This window comes from Marinobacter bryozoorum, from assembly GCF_023156245.1.
In the GTDB taxonomy this organism is placed as follows: Bacteria; Pseudomonadota; Gammaproteobacteria; order Pseudomonadales; family Oleiphilaceae; genus Marinobacter; species Marinobacter bryozoorum.
The window spans coordinates 142,474-158,533 of the sequence record NZ_JAKZAH010000003.1; the positions used below are offsets into that span (position 1 = coordinate 142,474).

The following is a 16,060-nucleotide window of genomic DNA, read 5'->3' on the forward strand; positions in this document are numbered from 1 at the left end:
GGCGCCTGTTGAGTGAAGAAGGCACCGGGCTTCCGGGTACCACATGATAAAGGGGAAACCCTATCGACTGAACCGCCTATGGGTTATACCTGCCCATGCACGGTTTTTATGGAGAAGGCGGCTGGCCAAGTCCTGCGCTGTTTTCGACCGGGTCAAACCAGACTACCAGGTCGCCACGTCTGACAGCGGCGAGTACCCGGCTTTGCTCCTGCAGAGGACTTTCATGGTCGTTAAGGCCGTGATAGCGAGTGCAGTATTCCTGCACCAGCCCCTCCAGCTGCTCGGCTGTCAAAAGGTCCGTATCGACCATGAAGGGTTCCTGGCGCGGATCCTGCTCGGGGGTCTTTTCAGTGTCGTCCACCTGGCAACTCCATCAGTGAATGTGGCTGCCATGATAACGGAACCTGCCGGTCTTTTTGGCTTTTCAGACCTCCTCGACCTGGAAGCGGGCTACCACATCGCGTATAGCTCCCGACTCCAGGCGCAGGGCATCACTCACGTTACGGGTTTGCGCCACGGAGCCCACCAGACGGTCAGCGCTTTCGGAAAGGGTGCGGGAGCGCCGGCCAACACGCTCAATGTTCTCCCGTTGTGCAAAGATGGCGCTGTCAATGTTCGCACTGAGCTCTGAAAGCCGGGCAAAATGCTCATCCAGATGCTCAAGATGCGAGCGTAACTCTATAATTTCTGATCGGTTTTCGTACCCTGCGGCGCGCATTTCGGAGAGCCGCTGCTCAATGCTATGAACGTTCTCCACCAGGTCTGTCATCCATTGACGAATCTCCCCCGTGGAGTCCGACGTACGCCGGGACAGGGTGCGAACCTCATCCGCTACCACTGCAAATCCACGTCCATGCTCCCCGGCCCTGGCAGCCTCGATCGCGGCATTCAGGGCGAGCAGGTTGGTCTGGTCGGCAATATCAGAGATAACGCTGACCACCTGGTCCACCTTGCCAGTCGAGGCCGCCAGAACCTGTATGGCGCCAGACACTTCGCCGATCACCGTCACCGTATGCTCCGCTGCCTGCTCTGACCGCTGCAGGCCAAGCTGCACGCCCCGGTTGTCCTCCAGTGCGGTGGCAATCGTACCCCGGGAATCCCGGGCTGCATCCTCGACCCGGTTTGCCTGGGAATCAATCTCATCCATGGACCCTGCCACATCCTCGACCTGGCTCCGGGTCTGGGCGGATGCCTGCTGGACCGTTTCAGCTTCTTCCTCCAAGGTGCGGGCGCGGTCATCCAGGGAAGCGGCCGCCTGGCGAATATCCTGGATAAACCGGGCGAACCGGGTAACCAGGCCGTTGATAGCCGCTCCTACCCCGGCCACCTCATCCCTTCCCGCGACCTGTGGAGGATGCCGAAGGTCTGACTGGGCTTCCATCTGTCTCAGCGCCTGTTCGGTGCGCCGGAGACGGAGTATCACGGTGTGCCGTAACCATAGGGTCATTCCCAGAGCGATGATGAGAAAGACCAGTGCCCCGGCCAGCAGGTAGCGCCCCTGACGCTCCATAAACGCAAGAAGGCTGGCCGCGCTGCCCTGAATCGCGTCCCGGCGAAGAAGTTGCTCATCCCGGATAGCCCTGAGCAGAGGTTCCACCGCGGGCATCAGCTTGAAGTCCACCACCTGACCAACCTGGTAATAGGAGCGGGCGTCAATACCTTCTGACATGGCCGCCAGAAGGTTCTGAACCCGCTCAAACTCTGCCTGGTGCGCCGTGGCCCAATCTCGCAGCCCCGGATCCGCAAGCAATGACTGCCACCGCCCTGGCAGCCCCGTTTCAAGTTCGGTAAAAGCCGCATCGATTTCGTCCCACAGCAGCAATTGCGCCTTGGTCTGATAGGACAGGTCCTGCAAACTACGCAGGCCTTCGTTCAGCGCCGTCAGTTGCCAGCTTTGCGCCAGGTCCCTGTTGACCAGGTCGTCTGTGGCCCGGGATGACTGGGCAATAACAGACCAGCTCACCGCCCCGAGGGCAGCCAGAGCGGCCAGGGCGAGGAAGGCAAACGTAAAGATACGGGCACGAACAGTGGCGAACATGACAACTCCGGAGTCAGGACCATTGCCCGCACCGTAAGTCGCTTATGTGACAGTAAGATTTCAGCAAGCACGCAAGGCCAGGGTTTCCGGTGAAGAATTGTAAAATTAAGTAGGTACCAACCAATAGTAGGCAGCCGAACAGCAGGGCGGTATGATTAGCGGTTTTTCCTGTACCGGAAGAGTTTCACCACACCCATGAGCGCTGCATTGTTTCGACAGACCCTGCCCATCCTTTTTGGCTACCTGCCCCTGGGCATGGCCTTTGGTGTGCTGTTCACTGCACAGCTGGATTACGCCTGGTGGTACGCACCACTGATGGGCGTCACCATCTTCGCCGGCGCCGGCCAGATCCTGGGGGTGAGCCTGATTGCCGCCGGCGCCGGCATGCTGGAGGTGTTCGTGGCCATGTTTGTACTCAATGCACGCCACCTGTTCTACGGTCTCTCCCTGCTGGGCCAGTTCCGGGGTGCCGGCTGGCGCAAGATCTATCTGATCTTTGGCCTGACCGATGAGACCTACTCCCTGTTGACCAGCCGCCCCCGCCCCGGACCGAAGGCTGAAGAGCAGCGCAATGATTTCCTGATCACCCTTTGCAACCAGGTCTACTGGGTGGTTGGTTGTGCCGTGGGGGCCTTGCTGGGAGACAACGTGGCCTTTGACAGCACGGGCATTGAATTTGCCCTGGTCGCACTTTTCATCGTATTAACCATCGAGCAGTACAAGGCGCTTGGCGAACAGTTCCCCCTGTGGACCGGCGCCCTCGCCGCTGCCGTGGCAGTCACATTGTTACCACCCGCTCACCAACTGATTGGTGCAGTGGTGCTGGGCACCAGTGCCCTGCTGGTTCAGTATCGCTGGCGAAAAGTTGCCACGGAGGGCCCTGCCCGTGGATAACACCACCTACATCATCGCTTTTATCGCCGTAGCAACCGCAGCAACGTTCCTGACCCGGGTCATCCCGTTCCTTTTCCTGTCCCGACACCATGAGCATCCGTTACTGCTGCACATAGGCCGCTACCTGCCAGCAGCGGTAATGGCGCTGCTGGTCGTTGTGTTCCTGCTACGCTCCGCCAACTGGAGTGCCCCGGCCTTCGGCGCCGACGCCCTGATACCTTGTGCACTGGTCGTGATCCTGCACCTGTGGCGCCGCAACGCCCTGCTCTCCATAGTGGCTGGCACCGCCGCCTACATGGCGATTCAGCAAAGCGGCCTGTTCAACCTTTAGCCAACCGGATTTTTTTCAGGCTAACGGTTGCCAAGCCCGGAAAAAACCATTACAGTTTGCGCCCTCAAATGAGCGACGAGATCGCTGATTTGGAACAGTTTATTGGCATCAGCTGATAAGCTGGCCGAGTGGCTGACACCAAGGCCGCCAGGCCGACTGAACGTCGGAGCCAAGCGACGACGGCCCCCGAAGGGGGTGAGGCCCGCAGGGCCGAATAACGCGCACGCCTGGAAAGTACGCTTGCAACGCAAGCGCCGCGCGAAAAACAGGCACAGTTTTACAGTTTGGAGAGGTGGCCGAGTGGCTGAAGGCGCACGCCTGGAAAGTGTGTATACGTTAATAGCGTATCGAGGGTTCGAATCCCTCCCTCTCCGCCAATACAAAACCCCAGCAGAAATGCTGGGGTTTTTTATTGGCCGTGAGGGCGGGCGAGAAACCTCGCGGGTTCGACCGGAGGCTGCATCGCAGCCGCAGGAACGTCGGAGCAACGCGACGACGGCCCCCGAAGGGGGGTGAGGCACGAAGTGCCGAATAATCCCTCCCTCTGCACGAGCACAAAACCCCAGCAGAAATGCTGGGGTTTTTTATTGGCCGTGAGGCCGGGTGATCGAGTTACCGGTCAGCAATACGCGCACTATGCAGAGAGCGAACCAGCGCGGAAATCCCCAGTCCGCTTACCAGGAACCAGAGGCATACATAACTGTAGGTCAGCAACAAAAACCCCGGGCTGTTATCCACCGCGATGACCCGGTTAGCCCGCCCCACCACTTCATCCGCACCAATCACCGACGCCGTGGCGGAAGCCATCAACACGATCAGGTAGTACTGAATCCAGGCAGTGACAAAAACGGCTCCCGCGTCGGTCAGGCCAGAGCGTTTCTGGCGCAGGTAAGCCCCGCCCTGGTCTGAGGCAAAGCCGATCACGGGGATGATCAGTGCGAAGGTCGCCTTGATCCACAGAGGAACCTGCACCAGGGTGTCGCCCCACTCCACTTCTACCGGGAACACGAAGGCAACGTAAAACATAAGCACAAAGCTCGGTATGTTCCGGCACAGACTGGTTACAACTTCCCCGGCGAGACGAAGGGGCGCAGCCCGCGCATGCCTGGCCACTGCGACAACCAGGCCGATAGCCGTGCCAGCGGCCATGGCCAGGGCGGCGATCAGCAGGTTGTAACCGTAGCCGCCAAGAAGGAAGGGAGTACGCTCCCAGAGGTGGACCAGCATCTCGCCCATGCTCATGACACCACCACTTTTTTCAGCAGGTTCAGCAACGCCATGACCACCATGACGAAGGTGAAATAGAACACCAGCAACAGCGTCATGAGGGATGTGGCGTCGCCGCCCTCAGAGATCAGCGTATTCACACTGGAAATCACTTCTGGCAGGGCAATCGTACTGGCCATGCCCGCCGCCTTGACGATATTCACCATGATCGAGACCAACGCTTCAAAGCTTTGTTCAACGGCTTTCGCCAACAGGTCCCTTAGTGGCGTATCCGGGTGCTGTCGGGACAGGCGGGCCAGCGCAGGGCCGATCACGGCAGCATTGCTGGCGCCGGCGTAGAACGAGAACACAACCGTGGCCACCAGAAAGCTGCTCAACGAGATGCCAAGCCATGCCGCCAGCAATCCGCTAAGGCCGAAAAACACGATGTACAACTGCAGAATGGGCGGAGTCATGCGGGCCACGGCCACCAACCCACGGGTTGGCGCCCGGACCAGCCAGGCCAGCACGCCCTTCTGAAAGCGGTGATCGACCACGGCCAGGCCGACGCCGGCCACCAGTGATCCGATGATGGAAGCCACACTGATTGCCAGCGTCATCAGGATGCCCTGCACCAGCCTTTGGGCGTTGAAGGGGTCGAAGAGCGGTGTCAGGTCCAGGCCAGTAAACATTCGAAGCTGGCGCGCCCAGCCGGGCAACTCGATCTTTGATCTGTCCGCAGACAAGGTGGTTTCAAGGCAGGCTTCGGGGAAGTCTCCCGAGTCGGTACGACGGCAGCGGTATTCACCGTTTTCCATGCTGGTCCAGCGCTCGTGCTGCTTTTGCAGAAAGGCGCTCTCTGGCAGCTGCCATCGAGACTGAAGGTCCACCAACGTGCCGTCCCGGTGCCACTGCACAGTCGCGTTACCGATCAGCCGCCCCAACGGACGATCGCCCTCCCCTTTGGCCACCGCAATGGCCCATGGCGTTTCCAGAATGGGGGTCAGGCTCAGCTGATAGTTCTGCCACCCCTCTTCGGCCAGTACCTGGGCCAGCACGGTATCGTCGTAGGCCCAGCCGAGGCAGCGACGTTCCTGTAGTGCCAGGCGTGTGTCCCTGGTACCGGGAAAGATCACCGGATTTACCAGGTACCGCTCGGCAATCCGTCGGTTGAAATAGGCGCCCTCGGTCAGGCACACGGGCCGGCCCCGCATGGCGCCCCATTCGGTATAGGGAAAGTCCCCGCGAGTGAGCAGCCGAACGCCACTGGAATAGTAACTTGGTTGGAGGAGGTCCGCTTTTTCCCTCCGCTCCGCGGTGTCACCGAGGGTGGCAATCACCACATCAACCAGGCCCTGGTCCAGTCGTTGCAGTCGATTGGCTGAAGTAACTGCCCTTAGCTCCAGGTCAACTCCAATGCGTTCTGCCAGCAAGGCCGCGAGGTCCGGCTCCAGTCCGACCAGCTCTCCCTGGTCATTGACCATACCCCAGGGCGGGTAGTCGCCCTTGACGCCAACGATCAGGGTGCCACGCTCCTTTATTCGCTCCAGCCTGCCGTCCCCGGACTGCGCAAGGGCACCGGAGCCCCACAGGGCGCTGACCAGCAGGGCGAGCCACATAACGCACAAGCGCGCTGCCGGTCGGCTCATATCTCACCCGTTTCCGGTTGCACTGGCCTGGCTACGGCCAGGAGTCCGTATCCCAACCGGGCTGGCACAAGCCTGCTCAAGAATTGGTCGAGGCAACCCAGCGTCGGGTAGCGGCTGACCAACGACTCTGGCAGTACACTCTCAGCGACCACAAAATCTACCAGGAACCCGGCCGCCTCCAACTCTTGTTGCAAAGATGAGGGATCGTACAGCCGGTAGGTCAGCTCCAGCGGACCGGTTTCGGTGTCACGTACATAGGTGATCTGGTCTTTCCCCGCGAACTGCCTTTGTTCCTCCCGGAATCGGCGCAGGCGGTTTGGTACGGATATGATTAACCGGCCCCGATCAGGACAAAGGGAAGTGCGAAGTTTCGTCAACAGCTCCCGGCGGTTTTCAGGGCTATCCACATGGGCGAGCACCCCGAACAGACACAGCGCCAGATCTACCGGCCCATGGCGGTTAACCGCTTCTGCCAACCGTTCCATCTCCGGCCCGATTAGCCTGTAACGGTGCGCTACCGGCTTGCTGATGCGGTCGTTAGCACTGTTCAGCGCTGCGGTACAGATATCAAAACCGATCGCCAGACGCACCTGCTGCCCCAGTGGCAGCAGGTAACGCCCGCTGCCGCAGCCATAGTCCAACACCACGGAGTCGGACGACACAAACTCCCCAAGAAACGACATGACCCGTGGATTGGGCGACGGATAGCGGCGATCATAGGTACCGCTGTCAAAGTACTGCTCGTATTGCCTGACGTTGTTGTTTGGCGACATCGACTGCTCGCTGTTGTCGGCCATGGATTTCGAGTCTCAGTTGGAACCGATACTGCCCGTACCGAGATACTCCTGGACAAAATAGCGCCATTGCGGATTGCGAATGCGCTCGATCAATTCCCTGTTGATGGCGTAGAGCAACTCAGGACGCTGTGGGTTAATACCCCAGCCATAGGGCTCAGACTTGAACGCCGCCGACTGCACATGAATGCGTTGATCAAAGACCGGCAAACGGGCCAGATAACTTAACTGGGCCCAGTCACCGACCACAGCATCCACCTCTCCGCGATCCAGCATCCGCATGGCGTCGAACCAGGAATTGGCCTGCAGGCACCGGGCTTCGCTGTTTGCCGCCCCCGGACGGTGGCAGCCCGGGGACCACTTCTCATCACCACGCTGCACTTCCGGTTCCTGAGCCGGGGTCACAGTGGCGTTGTCCGATGAGGAACCCCGCATGGCGCGACGGCCAAAAGTCGGGGTCGTCTCGCCACCGGACTGAGCTGCAAACAGCTCACCCGGGGACCCGCTCACCGGTTTTTGGTGCATCGACTCAACGAACGCCTGGGAGGTGGAGTTCGCCAGCGTTGCCACCTTCAACTCCGGGATGTCAGTGATCGAAACATCCCGCGTGACGCCGATTGAACCGATCAATGCCGCTGTCAGTACGCCGAAGATGGTGGCCGAGAGGATGGTTCCGATAACTGCCATGATCGCATCCAGGGTCTTGGCAGTGGTTGAGCGAAACTCACTGCTCATCCCGTAGAGACCGGTGGTTCTCACCACCGTCTCCACCACCGGTCGGGCCCATCGCAGCAGCAGTGGCTCTTTGCCGATAACCTCGAAATCCACATGGTGCTTGATGGTCCACGACACCAGGCCAATAAACACCAGGTTGACCAGCAGGAACAGGAAGATTGCTCCCGGTACTCCGGGCTGCATCACGGTATCAACCAGGATGTTGGTGGCATAACCGAAATTGATGACATTGCCGCTGTTCTGGGCAACCGTGATGCCTGAACCCAGGTATTGATGAGTAAAGGGAAAGTGTTCCTGTCGCTCTGCAGTAATGGTCAGGGGCGAGATAACCACATCCAGCTGACCGGACCGCAACGCAACCAGCTGATCGCTGAGGGAACACCGGATCCATTCAGTCTGACCCAGCTCGCCCTGTTGCTGCAGGTCTGACTCAATGCTTTTCCAGAGCTCAACCGCGAATCCCCGCTGGCCGCGAATATCGTCGTGGGCGATAAAGGGCGGGGCCTCGCGTATGCCAACAGCTACGTCGGTCTCTGGCGAGGGTTGCGGGCATGCGGCCAGGGCAGACAATGAAAGGCCACAGCCCAGCAGAAGGGCGACCACACACTGCACCCAGCCAAGACGCAACAATCCGCTGTTACCGCCTCGGAAACATCCTCTGTATCGGCGTTTGGCCGAACGACTCCAGTACAACATGGGTGTGCCCCGGGGGTATTCCTTAAGAATAGTTCACGAAACGATGATGGTTCCGTATGCTTCCCCCAATTGCAAGCATTGACCGGCAACGAATGCATTCGCCTCAAGTCGAGCCTTTGCGCTGGTCCCGGGCGTCCCATGTTGAAAGCTCTGTAAACCCTGCCACTGCGCGCAAGGCGCTTGTCATATCCCGAAAGATCTGACTCCGGATTCACAACCGCCTGATAACGTCGAACCCCTTCTCACAAGGCCCCAGATACCACCCGCCAAACAGGTTGTAGTGATTGAGGAAGTGGTAGAGGTTGTAGACCTCCCGTTTCCGGGGGTATTCCCCACTCAGGGGCCGACTTTGGCCGTATGCCTCGTAGAAGGTCTGCCCGAAGCCCCCGAACATCTCCGTCATGGCCAGGTCCGCCTCGCTGTCACCGTAATAGACGGCCGGGTCAATCAGCCACGCGGCTTCGTCGTCGAACATGGCGTTGCCGGACCATAGATCACCGTGCAACAGGCTGGGTTCAGGGCAGTGTTCGTTGAGCCAGTCCGCCAGCCTCTTGCCGGCGCTTTCCAGTATCTCTGAAAACCGGTCACGAATGCCCGGGTCGCCGATCAGACTCACCTGGAAGGCCAGCCGGTACTCAACGAAGAACTCGCCCCAGTTGTCAGTTTCACGGTTTTTCTGGGGATTCAGGCCAATATAGTTATCCCGTGCATAGCCGTAACAGGCCTGGTGGAGGCTGTGAATGGCAGCCAGCCCCCTGCCCAGGGTCGCCAGTAATTCGTCCGTCTGCCGTTGTGGCGAGATGGCCGTCATCTCCATTCGCTCTTCGCTGACCGAGTAAACCCGGGGAACCCGGACACCGGTAACTCCCGCGGTTTCCAGCGCATCGCGGAGTAACTCGAGGCCTTCTGCCTCGCAAATCAGCGCATCGGCGTAACCGGTTTCATTTTTCTTGGTGTACACAGCACCCCCTGCACTCTCTGGAACCCCATCATCCGTCGCGCCACATGCTACGGGCAACCCCGGACGCAAAGCGTGATAGCATTCAATGATCCCTGTTTAACTACCCTGACCCCATTTAACGCCCTCACGGGGGTGCCGAGAAGTTAAGGAATATTCAGCTTGTATACGGTTGTCGAGATTTTCCTGCAAACCCTGGCCACCACCCTGCCGGTCTTCGCCATGGTGTTTATCGGACTAGGCTTGCGGAAGTTGGGGTGGATAGACACGTCGTTTGTGAACACGGCCTCCGCCCTGGTGTTCAAGGCGACGCTGCCCACCCTGATTTTCCTGAGCATCCTGCGGGCGGACCTGGACACGGCCTTTAACCCGAAACTGCTGGGTTTCTTTGCGCTGGCCACGCTCGGAAGCTTTGCACTGGTGTGGGCCTGGTCATTATGGCGGGTGCCGCGGCCTGATCGCGGCGTCTATGTGCAGGGCTCATTTCGAGGTAACTGCGGCATCGTCGGCCTGGCACTGGCCGCCAGCCTGTATGGTGACTATGGACTGTCTGCCGGAGGCATTCTGTTGGGGCTGGTGATCATCTGCTACAACATTCTCTCGGTCGTGGTGCTGCTGACGTATCAATCCGAACAGAAGCTGCACTGGGGAAGGATTCTCACGGATATTGCCCGCAATCCACTGATTCTCTCCGTGCTTGTTTCCATCCCGTTTGCCTGGTGGGAAGTGTCCTTCCCGGAATGGATCATGACCAGCGGCGACTATTTCGCTTCCCTGACCCTGCCACTGGCTCTGCTGTGTATTGGCGCAACCGTGTCCCTGAGTGCGATTCGTAAAGAGAGCGGCCCGGCGCTGGGCGCCAGCGCTTTCAAGATGATCACCCTGCCAGCACTGTGTACCCTGGCCGCCTGGGCCATCGGGTTTGAGGGGCGTGAGCTCGGGCTCATGTTCCTGTACTTCGCAAGCCCCACCGCTGCTGCCAGCTTTGTCATGGTCAAGGCCCTCGGCGGCAATGCCCGCATGGCGGCGAACATTGTCGCCATTACCACGCTGCTGGCCAGTGTAACGGTAACGCTGGGTGTGTTTGTGCTGCAAAGTGCCGGGCTGATCTGATGCCTGGCATCCCGCCTGGTCAGGCCTGGCTCCGGGCAAGCCAGGCGGCACCCCGCACTCCGCTGGAGTCCCCATGGGCCGCCCGCACAACCGGGGTCTGGCATTCTCCTCCGAATACCAGCTCCCCGAGGCGCCCGGGCAGTTGCTGGTAGATTGCTGCCACGTTGGACAGGCCTCCGCCCAGTACAATGACGTCCGGGTCAAGCAGGTTGATGACCGATGCCAGCCCCCGGGCCAGGTGGTCAAGGTAGAGTTCCAGGGTCTGCGCGGACTTGCTATCGCCCCTCGCTGCCTCCGCCACAACCTGCTCGCTGGTCCTGGCTTCCTGCCACATTAATTGATGGGTCAAGGCCATACCGGTGCCGGACAGGAAGGTTTCGTTACAGCCCAGGCGTCCGCAAAAACAGGGCCGGCGATCCAGCTCCACCTGACTGGTCCATGGCAAGGGGTTGTGGCCCCACTCCCCCGCCACACCATTCGGCCCGGTAAGGAGCTGACCATTAACGCTGATACCGGCACCGCAACCTGTTCCAAGAATGGCCGCGAACACCACCCCATAGCCTTCCCCCGCGCCATCGGTGGCTTCAGACAGCGCCAGGCAGTTGGCGTCGTTGGCCAGGGTTACCGGACGACTTAGCAGACGGGTAAGGTCTGCTGCCATTGGCTGACCATTCAGCCAGGTGGAGTTACCGTTTTTCACCCGCCCCGTCAGCCCGGAGACAAAGCCAGGAATACCCACACCCACAGGCGGGCAGGACGAACCGGAGTGGGCCTCAGCCTCCTGTACCAGCCGCACAATGGTCGCCAGGGTGCCCTGGTAATCCCCTTTCGGTGTCGGCTGGCGCATCCGGAAATGTTCCCGGCTGGCCGAGTCCAGCAGGATAACTTCGGTCTTGGTGCCGCCCAGGTCTACGCCAATCAGCCAGTCAGAGGTCATGGAGCCTGAGCGCCATCGTCACTGCATTCACTCATTGCGGTCCTGGTCGACAATAATCAGCCCATCCAGGTCAAAGCCATTGGCGCGGGCAGCCTCCCGGAACTCATCCATGGCCTCGTCGCTGACGGTGGGGGTTCGGGACAGGAACCAGAGATAGTCCCGGTCGTAGCCAGTCACGTAGGAGTACTGGTAGTTTTCACGATCCAGCCCGAACACCACGTAAGAGGCGTAGAAGGGCCCGAAGAAGGAAACTTTCAGGTGGGCAGTCTCCTCGTCTTCCACGAACTTGGCGGTACCCTCCGCTTCCTGCCACTCGCCCTCCTCCGTTGAATAGCCGCGGTTGATCACCTTGATACTGCCATCGTCGTTCAACGAATACTCGGCAGTGACATTTTCCAGGCCTTCCTCGAAGGAGTGATCGTATCGGGCGATCTCGTACCAGGTGCCCAGGTAGCGGTCAGCGTCAAACCCCTGCACCGGCTCAATATTATCGGGCACGCCGGTACAGCCAGCCAGCATCAGGCCCAGGGCTCCCGCAATCGCAGTTTTTATCGGCATAGATGGTTTCCGTTGCTGGTGAATTGCTTTCGCATACGATGGCTTGCCGCTTCAGGTTTCCTGCTCTCGTATCTTACCCTCACGCACGGTTTCACGGGCCTCTTCCTGTTCTTCCGCGTCGGCCTCTGGTGTTTCATGCTCATCAGCCCGGGACGGGCGGTAGCACAGGGTCACCAATATCGGGAAGTGGTCCGAACCAAAGTACCCCAGCCGCCGGATGTTACTGACGGTAAAGTGCTCACTGGTAAACACATGGTCCAGCGGCCAGCGCAGATACCAGCGACCGGCATGGAAGGTACTGAACATGCCCCGTCCCCGCCGCGGGTCCAGCATTCCGCTGACCTTGCAGAACAGTCGGGTGGTGCGTGACCAGGCCACATCATTGAGGTCGCCTGCCACCACCGAAGGCAAGCCGGATTCGTGGATTTCCTGGCCCACCAGCAGCAGCTCGGCATCGCGCCAGAGGGACTCTTCACTTTCGCTGGGTGCCGGGGGGCGTGGGTGCAGGGCATGAAAGCGTACCCGGTGATTATCCGGCAGCTTCAGCCAGCCATGTATGGAAGGAATGTCATCCTGGATCAGGTACTTGACCTCCGCTTCTTCCAGGGGCAGCCGTGAATACAGGTGCATGCCATACAGGTTGTCCAGCGGGATGCGGATAATGCAGGGCCAGTCGCCAAAGGCCTCGTCCAGCTGATCGCCCCACCACTGGTCAGACTCCAGGGTCAGCAGCAGGTCTGGCTGATGCTCCCGGACCTGTCGGATCAGGCCTTCACTGTCCCGGTTCGGTGTCAGCACATTGGCCACCATCAGCGTGAAGCACCGCTCCTCCTGGTCTGTCTCGGCAGGTTGTACCTGCAATGGCCATATGCGTGTCCATGGCAGAATGCGATATACCTGCAGCACGAGCACAACCAGGGACGCGAGCAAGACCCACAAAGACCAGCCACCCGCCAGCGGTGACAACCCGGCCAGGATCAATGCGAGCGTGGCAATCTGTACACGGGGAAACTCACAGGCGCGGACCCACCAGTCATGGACCGGCACCTTGCCAAGTACCGTAACCACCAGGAGTACCAGCGCTAGGCCAAAGAGTATGAGTCCTGTCATGAGATCTCCTGCTGGTTATGTGCGCATGTCACCGGCAAGCTCCGCGTACATCATCCAGGTTGCCCGTCCATGGTGTTATTCAACCCTGCAACAGAGTGTTTGGCAAATACCCCGGGCGGATCCAGGTCTTTAGCGGACTACCTCCTCAGAAACAATGACACATCGGCACGGGGCGCAGGGATTCATTTCTTACGGTAGATAATACCCGGATGGCACTGGACCATCTCATACAGGTGAGACAGTCCGTTGAGGGATTCAGAAGCCCCCAGAATGAGGTAGCCGCCGGGGTTGAGGCAGGCGTGCATGCGGGTGAGGATGTCTTTCTTGTGATCAGCTGAAAAGTAGATAAGGACGTTGCGGCAGAAGATCAGGTCGAATTTGCCGAGCAGATAGCGATCGAGCAGGTTCAGTTCGCGAAACTCGACCATGCGCTGTATCTGTGGTTTGACCTTCCAGCCCCCGCCGGGCAGCGAGGTAAAAAAGTGTCTCTGGCGCTCAGGAGACAAGCCGCGGCCCAGCGCGAGCATTTCATATTCCCCCCGCTTGGCGGTATCCAGGACCGGTCGGGAGATATCAGTGGCAACGATTCTTACGTCACTTTTGAGCCGCCCGGGCTGGAATCGCTTGTACTCCTCGATGATCATGGCGATGGAATAGGGTTCCTGCCCCGTAGAGCACGCCGCCGACCAGATCCTCAGGGGCTGGGTACTGTTGCGGGCCGCCAGTTCAGGCAGCAACTTCTCGGAAAGGATACGAAACGGATGGGTATCCCGGAACCACAGGGTCTCGTTCGTCGTCATTGCGTCAATGACGGTTTCCTTTAGCTGGGCGGAACCCGGGCGCTGCAGACGGGTCAGCAGGTCACTCAGGGATTCCAGGCCATTATCTTCGAGTAAGCGGCGCAGGCGGCTCTTTACCAGGTACTGTTTGTTGTCACCCAGCAAAATGCCGGAGGCATCCTGCAGGAAATTCTTGAAGGCCTCGTATTCCTGTGGCGTCATGTCAGCTTTCATGGATTCTCTGCAGTTGCCCGATAGGTGGAGCGGCGGCTTCCGGCCTTATTCACGGTCCAGTATTTCCATAACCCGCTCAGCCAGCTCGTCCGGACTGAACTTGGCCATGAAATCATCGGCCCCGACTTTTTCCACCATGGCCCGGTTGAAAATACCGCTCAGGGACGTGTGCAGCATAATGTACATATCTTTCAGGGCCGGGTCATTCTTAAGACGCGACACCAGCGTGTATCCGTCCATTTCCGGCATCTCGACATCCGAGATCACCATGGAAACATGGTCCGTCACCTTGCTGCCGTCGGCTACCAACTCCTTGAGATACGCGAGCGCCTGTTTGCCGTCGTTCCTGGACTCCACCTCGAGCCCGATAGCGGTCAGGCAGCGAATCATCTGCCGGCGTGCAACGAACGAGTCATCCACGACAAGTACGGGCCTGGAGGCACTTCGATCCCGGGTATTCTTCGACAGTACTGCCTCCGTGACATCTTCGCTCAGGGGTGACACTTCTGACAGGATCTTCTCAACATCGATGACTTCGACCAGCGCGTCGTCCATTCGGGTAACCGCCGTCAGATAGACATCCTTACCGGCACCCTTGGGAGGCGGCATGATATCTTCCCAGTTCATGTTGACGATGCGATCCACCCCGGTAACCAGGAACCCCTGGGTGCGACGGTTATACTCGGTAATGATCACGAAGCTGTTGGCAAGCTCCTCGGCAGGTATTCCCGGCCCCTGTATCGCCATGGACAGATCGATAATGGGAATGGTCTCTCCCCGTGTATGGGCCACACCACGAACCACCGACCGGCTTTTGGGAATAGAGGTCAGTCGCGGGCACTGCAACACTTCCTTGACCTTGAAAACATTGATGCCGTACATCTGCCGGCCCCGCAACCGGAAAAGCAGCAATTCAAGGCGATTTTCACCCACCAGCTGAGTGCGTTGGTTAACGCTGTCAAGGACGCCTGCCATCGAAATAGTCTCCGAAACCTGTACTGCCCCCGGCCGAAGTTGTGTCAGAAACCGGTCGGGCACGCTAGTTGCATAATTATCGTATAGCGACAGCTTGAACCAGTGTGTGACGAAAATCCGTCGCAGTCCTGGCAACCATCATTAATGGGCATTGTACCGCCCCTTTGCCATGGCGTATGTAACGGCTGGTATCCGGATAAGTTTAATGAGCTGCGCGAATAATCACACACCACTTGCAAGGCAGGTCACGGATCCGCCGATGCTTTCAACAGAATAGGACAATGTCGGGCAAATGCGCATTCTGATTCCCATCATGCTCATCCTGTTCAGCAGCACCGCACAGGCTTCGGACAAGACCGGACCGGAGGACATTCTCAAGGCGGGCCGCGAATTCATGGAGACGTTTGCGGAAACCCAGGCCAGCGAGGGTTTCGAAGCGAACTTTACCGTCGGCAGTCTTGACCCGAGACTGGCCCTGGCCCCCTGCCCTGAAAATGGAATCGATGTGTCGTTCAGCAGTGACCCGTGGAAAACCACACAACCCTCGCTGATGGTGTCCTGCCAGGGTGAACGCCCATGGCGCATGTACCTGTCTGTATCGCTGGATATTTACGGTGACGCCCTGGTGGCTGCCCGTCCCCTGAGTCGCGGTGACAGGGTAACAACTGCAATGGTGGCAACCGAACGGGTCGTAGTGAATGCCATTCGCCGGGGTGCGATTACCGAACCGGAGAACCTGCTGGGCCTTGAAATGAAGCGCCCGGTCAACGCAGGTACGCCGTTCACACCGGACCTGGTAACCGCTCCGGATGCTGTGGCAAGGGGGGATCATGTTATGATCACAGCCAGGAACGGTACCTTTGCCGTTACGTCCCGCGGCAAGGCACTGGCCAATGCCCGGGTTGGCGAGCAGGTGCTGGTTGAAAACCTGTCATCCACCCGGAAGATACGCGCCCGCGTGACCGGACCGGGACAGGTCGAAGTTGCCATGTAAGGCCCCGGCACGGCCTTGCCGCTGGGAGGCAAGGGTTTGCCGCTGGTCAGCACAAGTTG

16 protein-coding genes and 1 tRNA gene are annotated in these 16,060 nt (G+C 59.3%); 5 read left to right on the forward strand and 12 right to left on the reverse strand.

Annotation, left to right across the window (positions count from 1 at the left end; translation table 11 throughout):
• Positions 1 to 106: 106 nt before the first annotated feature.
• Both MLC59_RS03015 and MLC59_RS03020 read right to left on the reverse strand, forming a co-directional pair.
• Positions 107 to 310: a hypothetical protein gene (locus tag MLC59_RS03015; protein ID WP_248230841.1), complete on the reverse strand. Its 204-nt coding sequence runs from the start codon at positions 308 to 310 to the stop codon at positions 107 to 109.
• Between the two features lie 114 nt (positions 311 to 424).
• Positions 425 to 2,038 (reverse strand): methyl-accepting chemotaxis protein, encoded by a 1,614-nt coding sequence (locus MLC59_RS03020; RefSeq protein WP_248230724.1) that lies wholly within the window; start codon positions 2,036 to 2,038, stop codon positions 425 to 427.
• Positions 2,039 to 2,233: 195 nt separating this feature from the next.
• Here MLC59_RS03020 and MLC59_RS03025 point away from each other — a divergent pair, with 195 nt between their 5' ends.
• From MLC59_RS03025 to MLC59_RS03035, 3 genes are all read left to right on the forward strand, one after another.
• The gene (locus MLC59_RS03025) at positions 2,234 to 2,932 is read left to right on the forward strand and encodes an AzlC family ABC transporter permease (RefSeq protein ID WP_248230725.1); all 699 of its coding nucleotides are present in this window, start codon (positions 2,234 to 2,236) and stop codon (positions 2,930 to 2,932) included.
• Positions 2,925 to 3,263: a branched-chain amino acid transporter permease gene (locus tag MLC59_RS03030; protein ID WP_248230726.1), complete on the forward strand. Its 339-nt coding sequence runs from the start codon at positions 2,925 to 2,927 to the stop codon at positions 3,261 to 3,263. Before MLC59_RS03025 ends, MLC59_RS03030 begins: the two co-directional genes overlap by 8 nt.
• Positions 3,264 to 3,549: 286 nt before the next feature.
• Positions 3,550 to 3,640, forward strand: a tRNA-Ser gene (locus MLC59_RS03035).
• Between the two features lie 235 nt (positions 3,641 to 3,875).
• Here the strand turns inward: MLC59_RS03035 and MLC59_RS03040 are convergent.
• The 5 genes from MLC59_RS03040 to MLC59_RS03060 all read right to left on the reverse strand — a co-directional run bounded on the left by MLC59_RS03040 (position 3,876) and on the right by MLC59_RS03060 (position 9,304).
• A complete protein-coding gene (locus MLC59_RS03040) occupies positions 3,876 to 4,505 on the reverse strand; it encodes a hypothetical protein (RefSeq protein WP_248230727.1) in 630 nt (209 codons plus the stop codon).
• Positions 4,502 to 6,118: an ABC transporter permease subunit gene (locus tag MLC59_RS03045; protein ID WP_248230728.1), complete on the reverse strand. Its 1,617-nt coding sequence runs from the start codon at positions 6,116 to 6,118 to the stop codon at positions 4,502 to 4,504. Before MLC59_RS03045 ends, MLC59_RS03040 begins: the two co-directional genes overlap by 4 nt.
• Positions 6,115 to 6,915, reverse strand: coding sequence for a class I SAM-dependent methyltransferase (locus MLC59_RS03050; RefSeq protein ID WP_248230729.1), 801 nt, complete (start codon positions 6,913 to 6,915; stop codon positions 6,115 to 6,117). The genes MLC59_RS03045 and MLC59_RS03050 overlap by 4 nt, the downstream gene beginning before the upstream one ends.
• A gap of 12 nt (positions 6,916 to 6,927) precedes the next feature.
• Entirely contained in the window at positions 6,928 to 8,250 is a 1,323-nt protein-coding gene (locus MLC59_RS03055; protein WP_248230730.1) for a transporter substrate-binding domain-containing protein, read from the reverse strand.
• Positions 8,251 to 8,554: 304 nt separating this feature from the next.
• The gene (locus tag MLC59_RS03060) at positions 8,555 to 9,304 is read right to left on the reverse strand and encodes a fructosamine kinase family protein (RefSeq protein WP_248230731.1); all 750 of its coding nucleotides are present in this window, start codon (positions 9,302 to 9,304) and stop codon (positions 8,555 to 8,557) included.
• A 159-nt stretch (positions 9,305 to 9,463) separates the two neighbouring features.
• Between MLC59_RS03060 and MLC59_RS03065 the strand changes: the two genes are divergently transcribed.
• Positions 9,464 to 10,414 (forward strand): AEC family transporter, encoded by a 951-nt coding sequence (locus MLC59_RS03065; RefSeq protein WP_282450821.1) that lies wholly within the window; start codon positions 9,464 to 9,466, stop codon positions 10,412 to 10,414.
• 19 nt (positions 10,415 to 10,433) lie between these two features.
• On the opposite strand, the gene MLC59_RS03070 is transcribed toward MLC59_RS03065, so the two are convergent.
• The 5 genes from MLC59_RS03070 to MLC59_RS03090 form a co-directional block, all read right to left on the reverse strand.
• Positions 10,434 to 11,351 carry an ROK family protein gene (locus MLC59_RS03070; protein ID WP_248230732.1) on the reverse strand — a complete coding sequence of 306 codons (918 nt, stop codon included), beginning with the start codon at positions 11,349 to 11,351 and terminating at the stop codon, positions 10,434 to 10,436.
• Between the two features lie 27 nt (positions 11,352 to 11,378).
• Positions 11,379 to 11,909, reverse strand: a complete 531-nt coding sequence (locus MLC59_RS03075; RefSeq protein WP_427901691.1) for a lipocalin family protein — start codon at positions 11,907 to 11,909, stop codon at positions 11,379 to 11,381.
• Positions 11,910 to 11,960: 51 nt separating this feature from the next.
• On the reverse strand, positions 11,961 to 13,019 hold the full coding sequence (locus MLC59_RS03080; RefSeq protein ID WP_248230733.1) for an endonuclease/exonuclease/phosphatase family protein: 1,059 nt from the start codon (positions 13,017 to 13,019) through the stop codon (positions 11,961 to 11,963).
• Between the two features lie 182 nt (positions 13,020 to 13,201).
• Complete coding sequence (locus MLC59_RS03085) at positions 13,202 to 14,032, reverse strand: CheR family methyltransferase (protein WP_248230734.1); 831 nt, start codon at positions 14,030 to 14,032, stop codon at positions 13,202 to 13,204.
• 45 nt (positions 14,033 to 14,077) lie between these two features.
• A complete protein-coding gene (locus MLC59_RS03090; protein WP_248230735.1) occupies positions 14,078 to 15,007 on the reverse strand; it encodes a chemotaxis protein CheV in 930 nt (309 codons plus the stop codon).
• A gap of 292 nt (positions 15,008 to 15,299) precedes the next feature.
• Between MLC59_RS03090 and flgA the strand changes: the two genes are divergently transcribed.
• Positions 15,300 to 16,001 (forward strand): flagellar basal body P-ring formation chaperone FlgA, encoded by a 702-nt coding sequence (gene flgA / locus MLC59_RS03095; RefSeq protein ID WP_248230736.1) that lies wholly within the window; start codon positions 15,300 to 15,302, stop codon positions 15,999 to 16,001.
• The last annotated feature ends 59 nt before the right edge of the window (positions 16,002 to 16,060 follow it).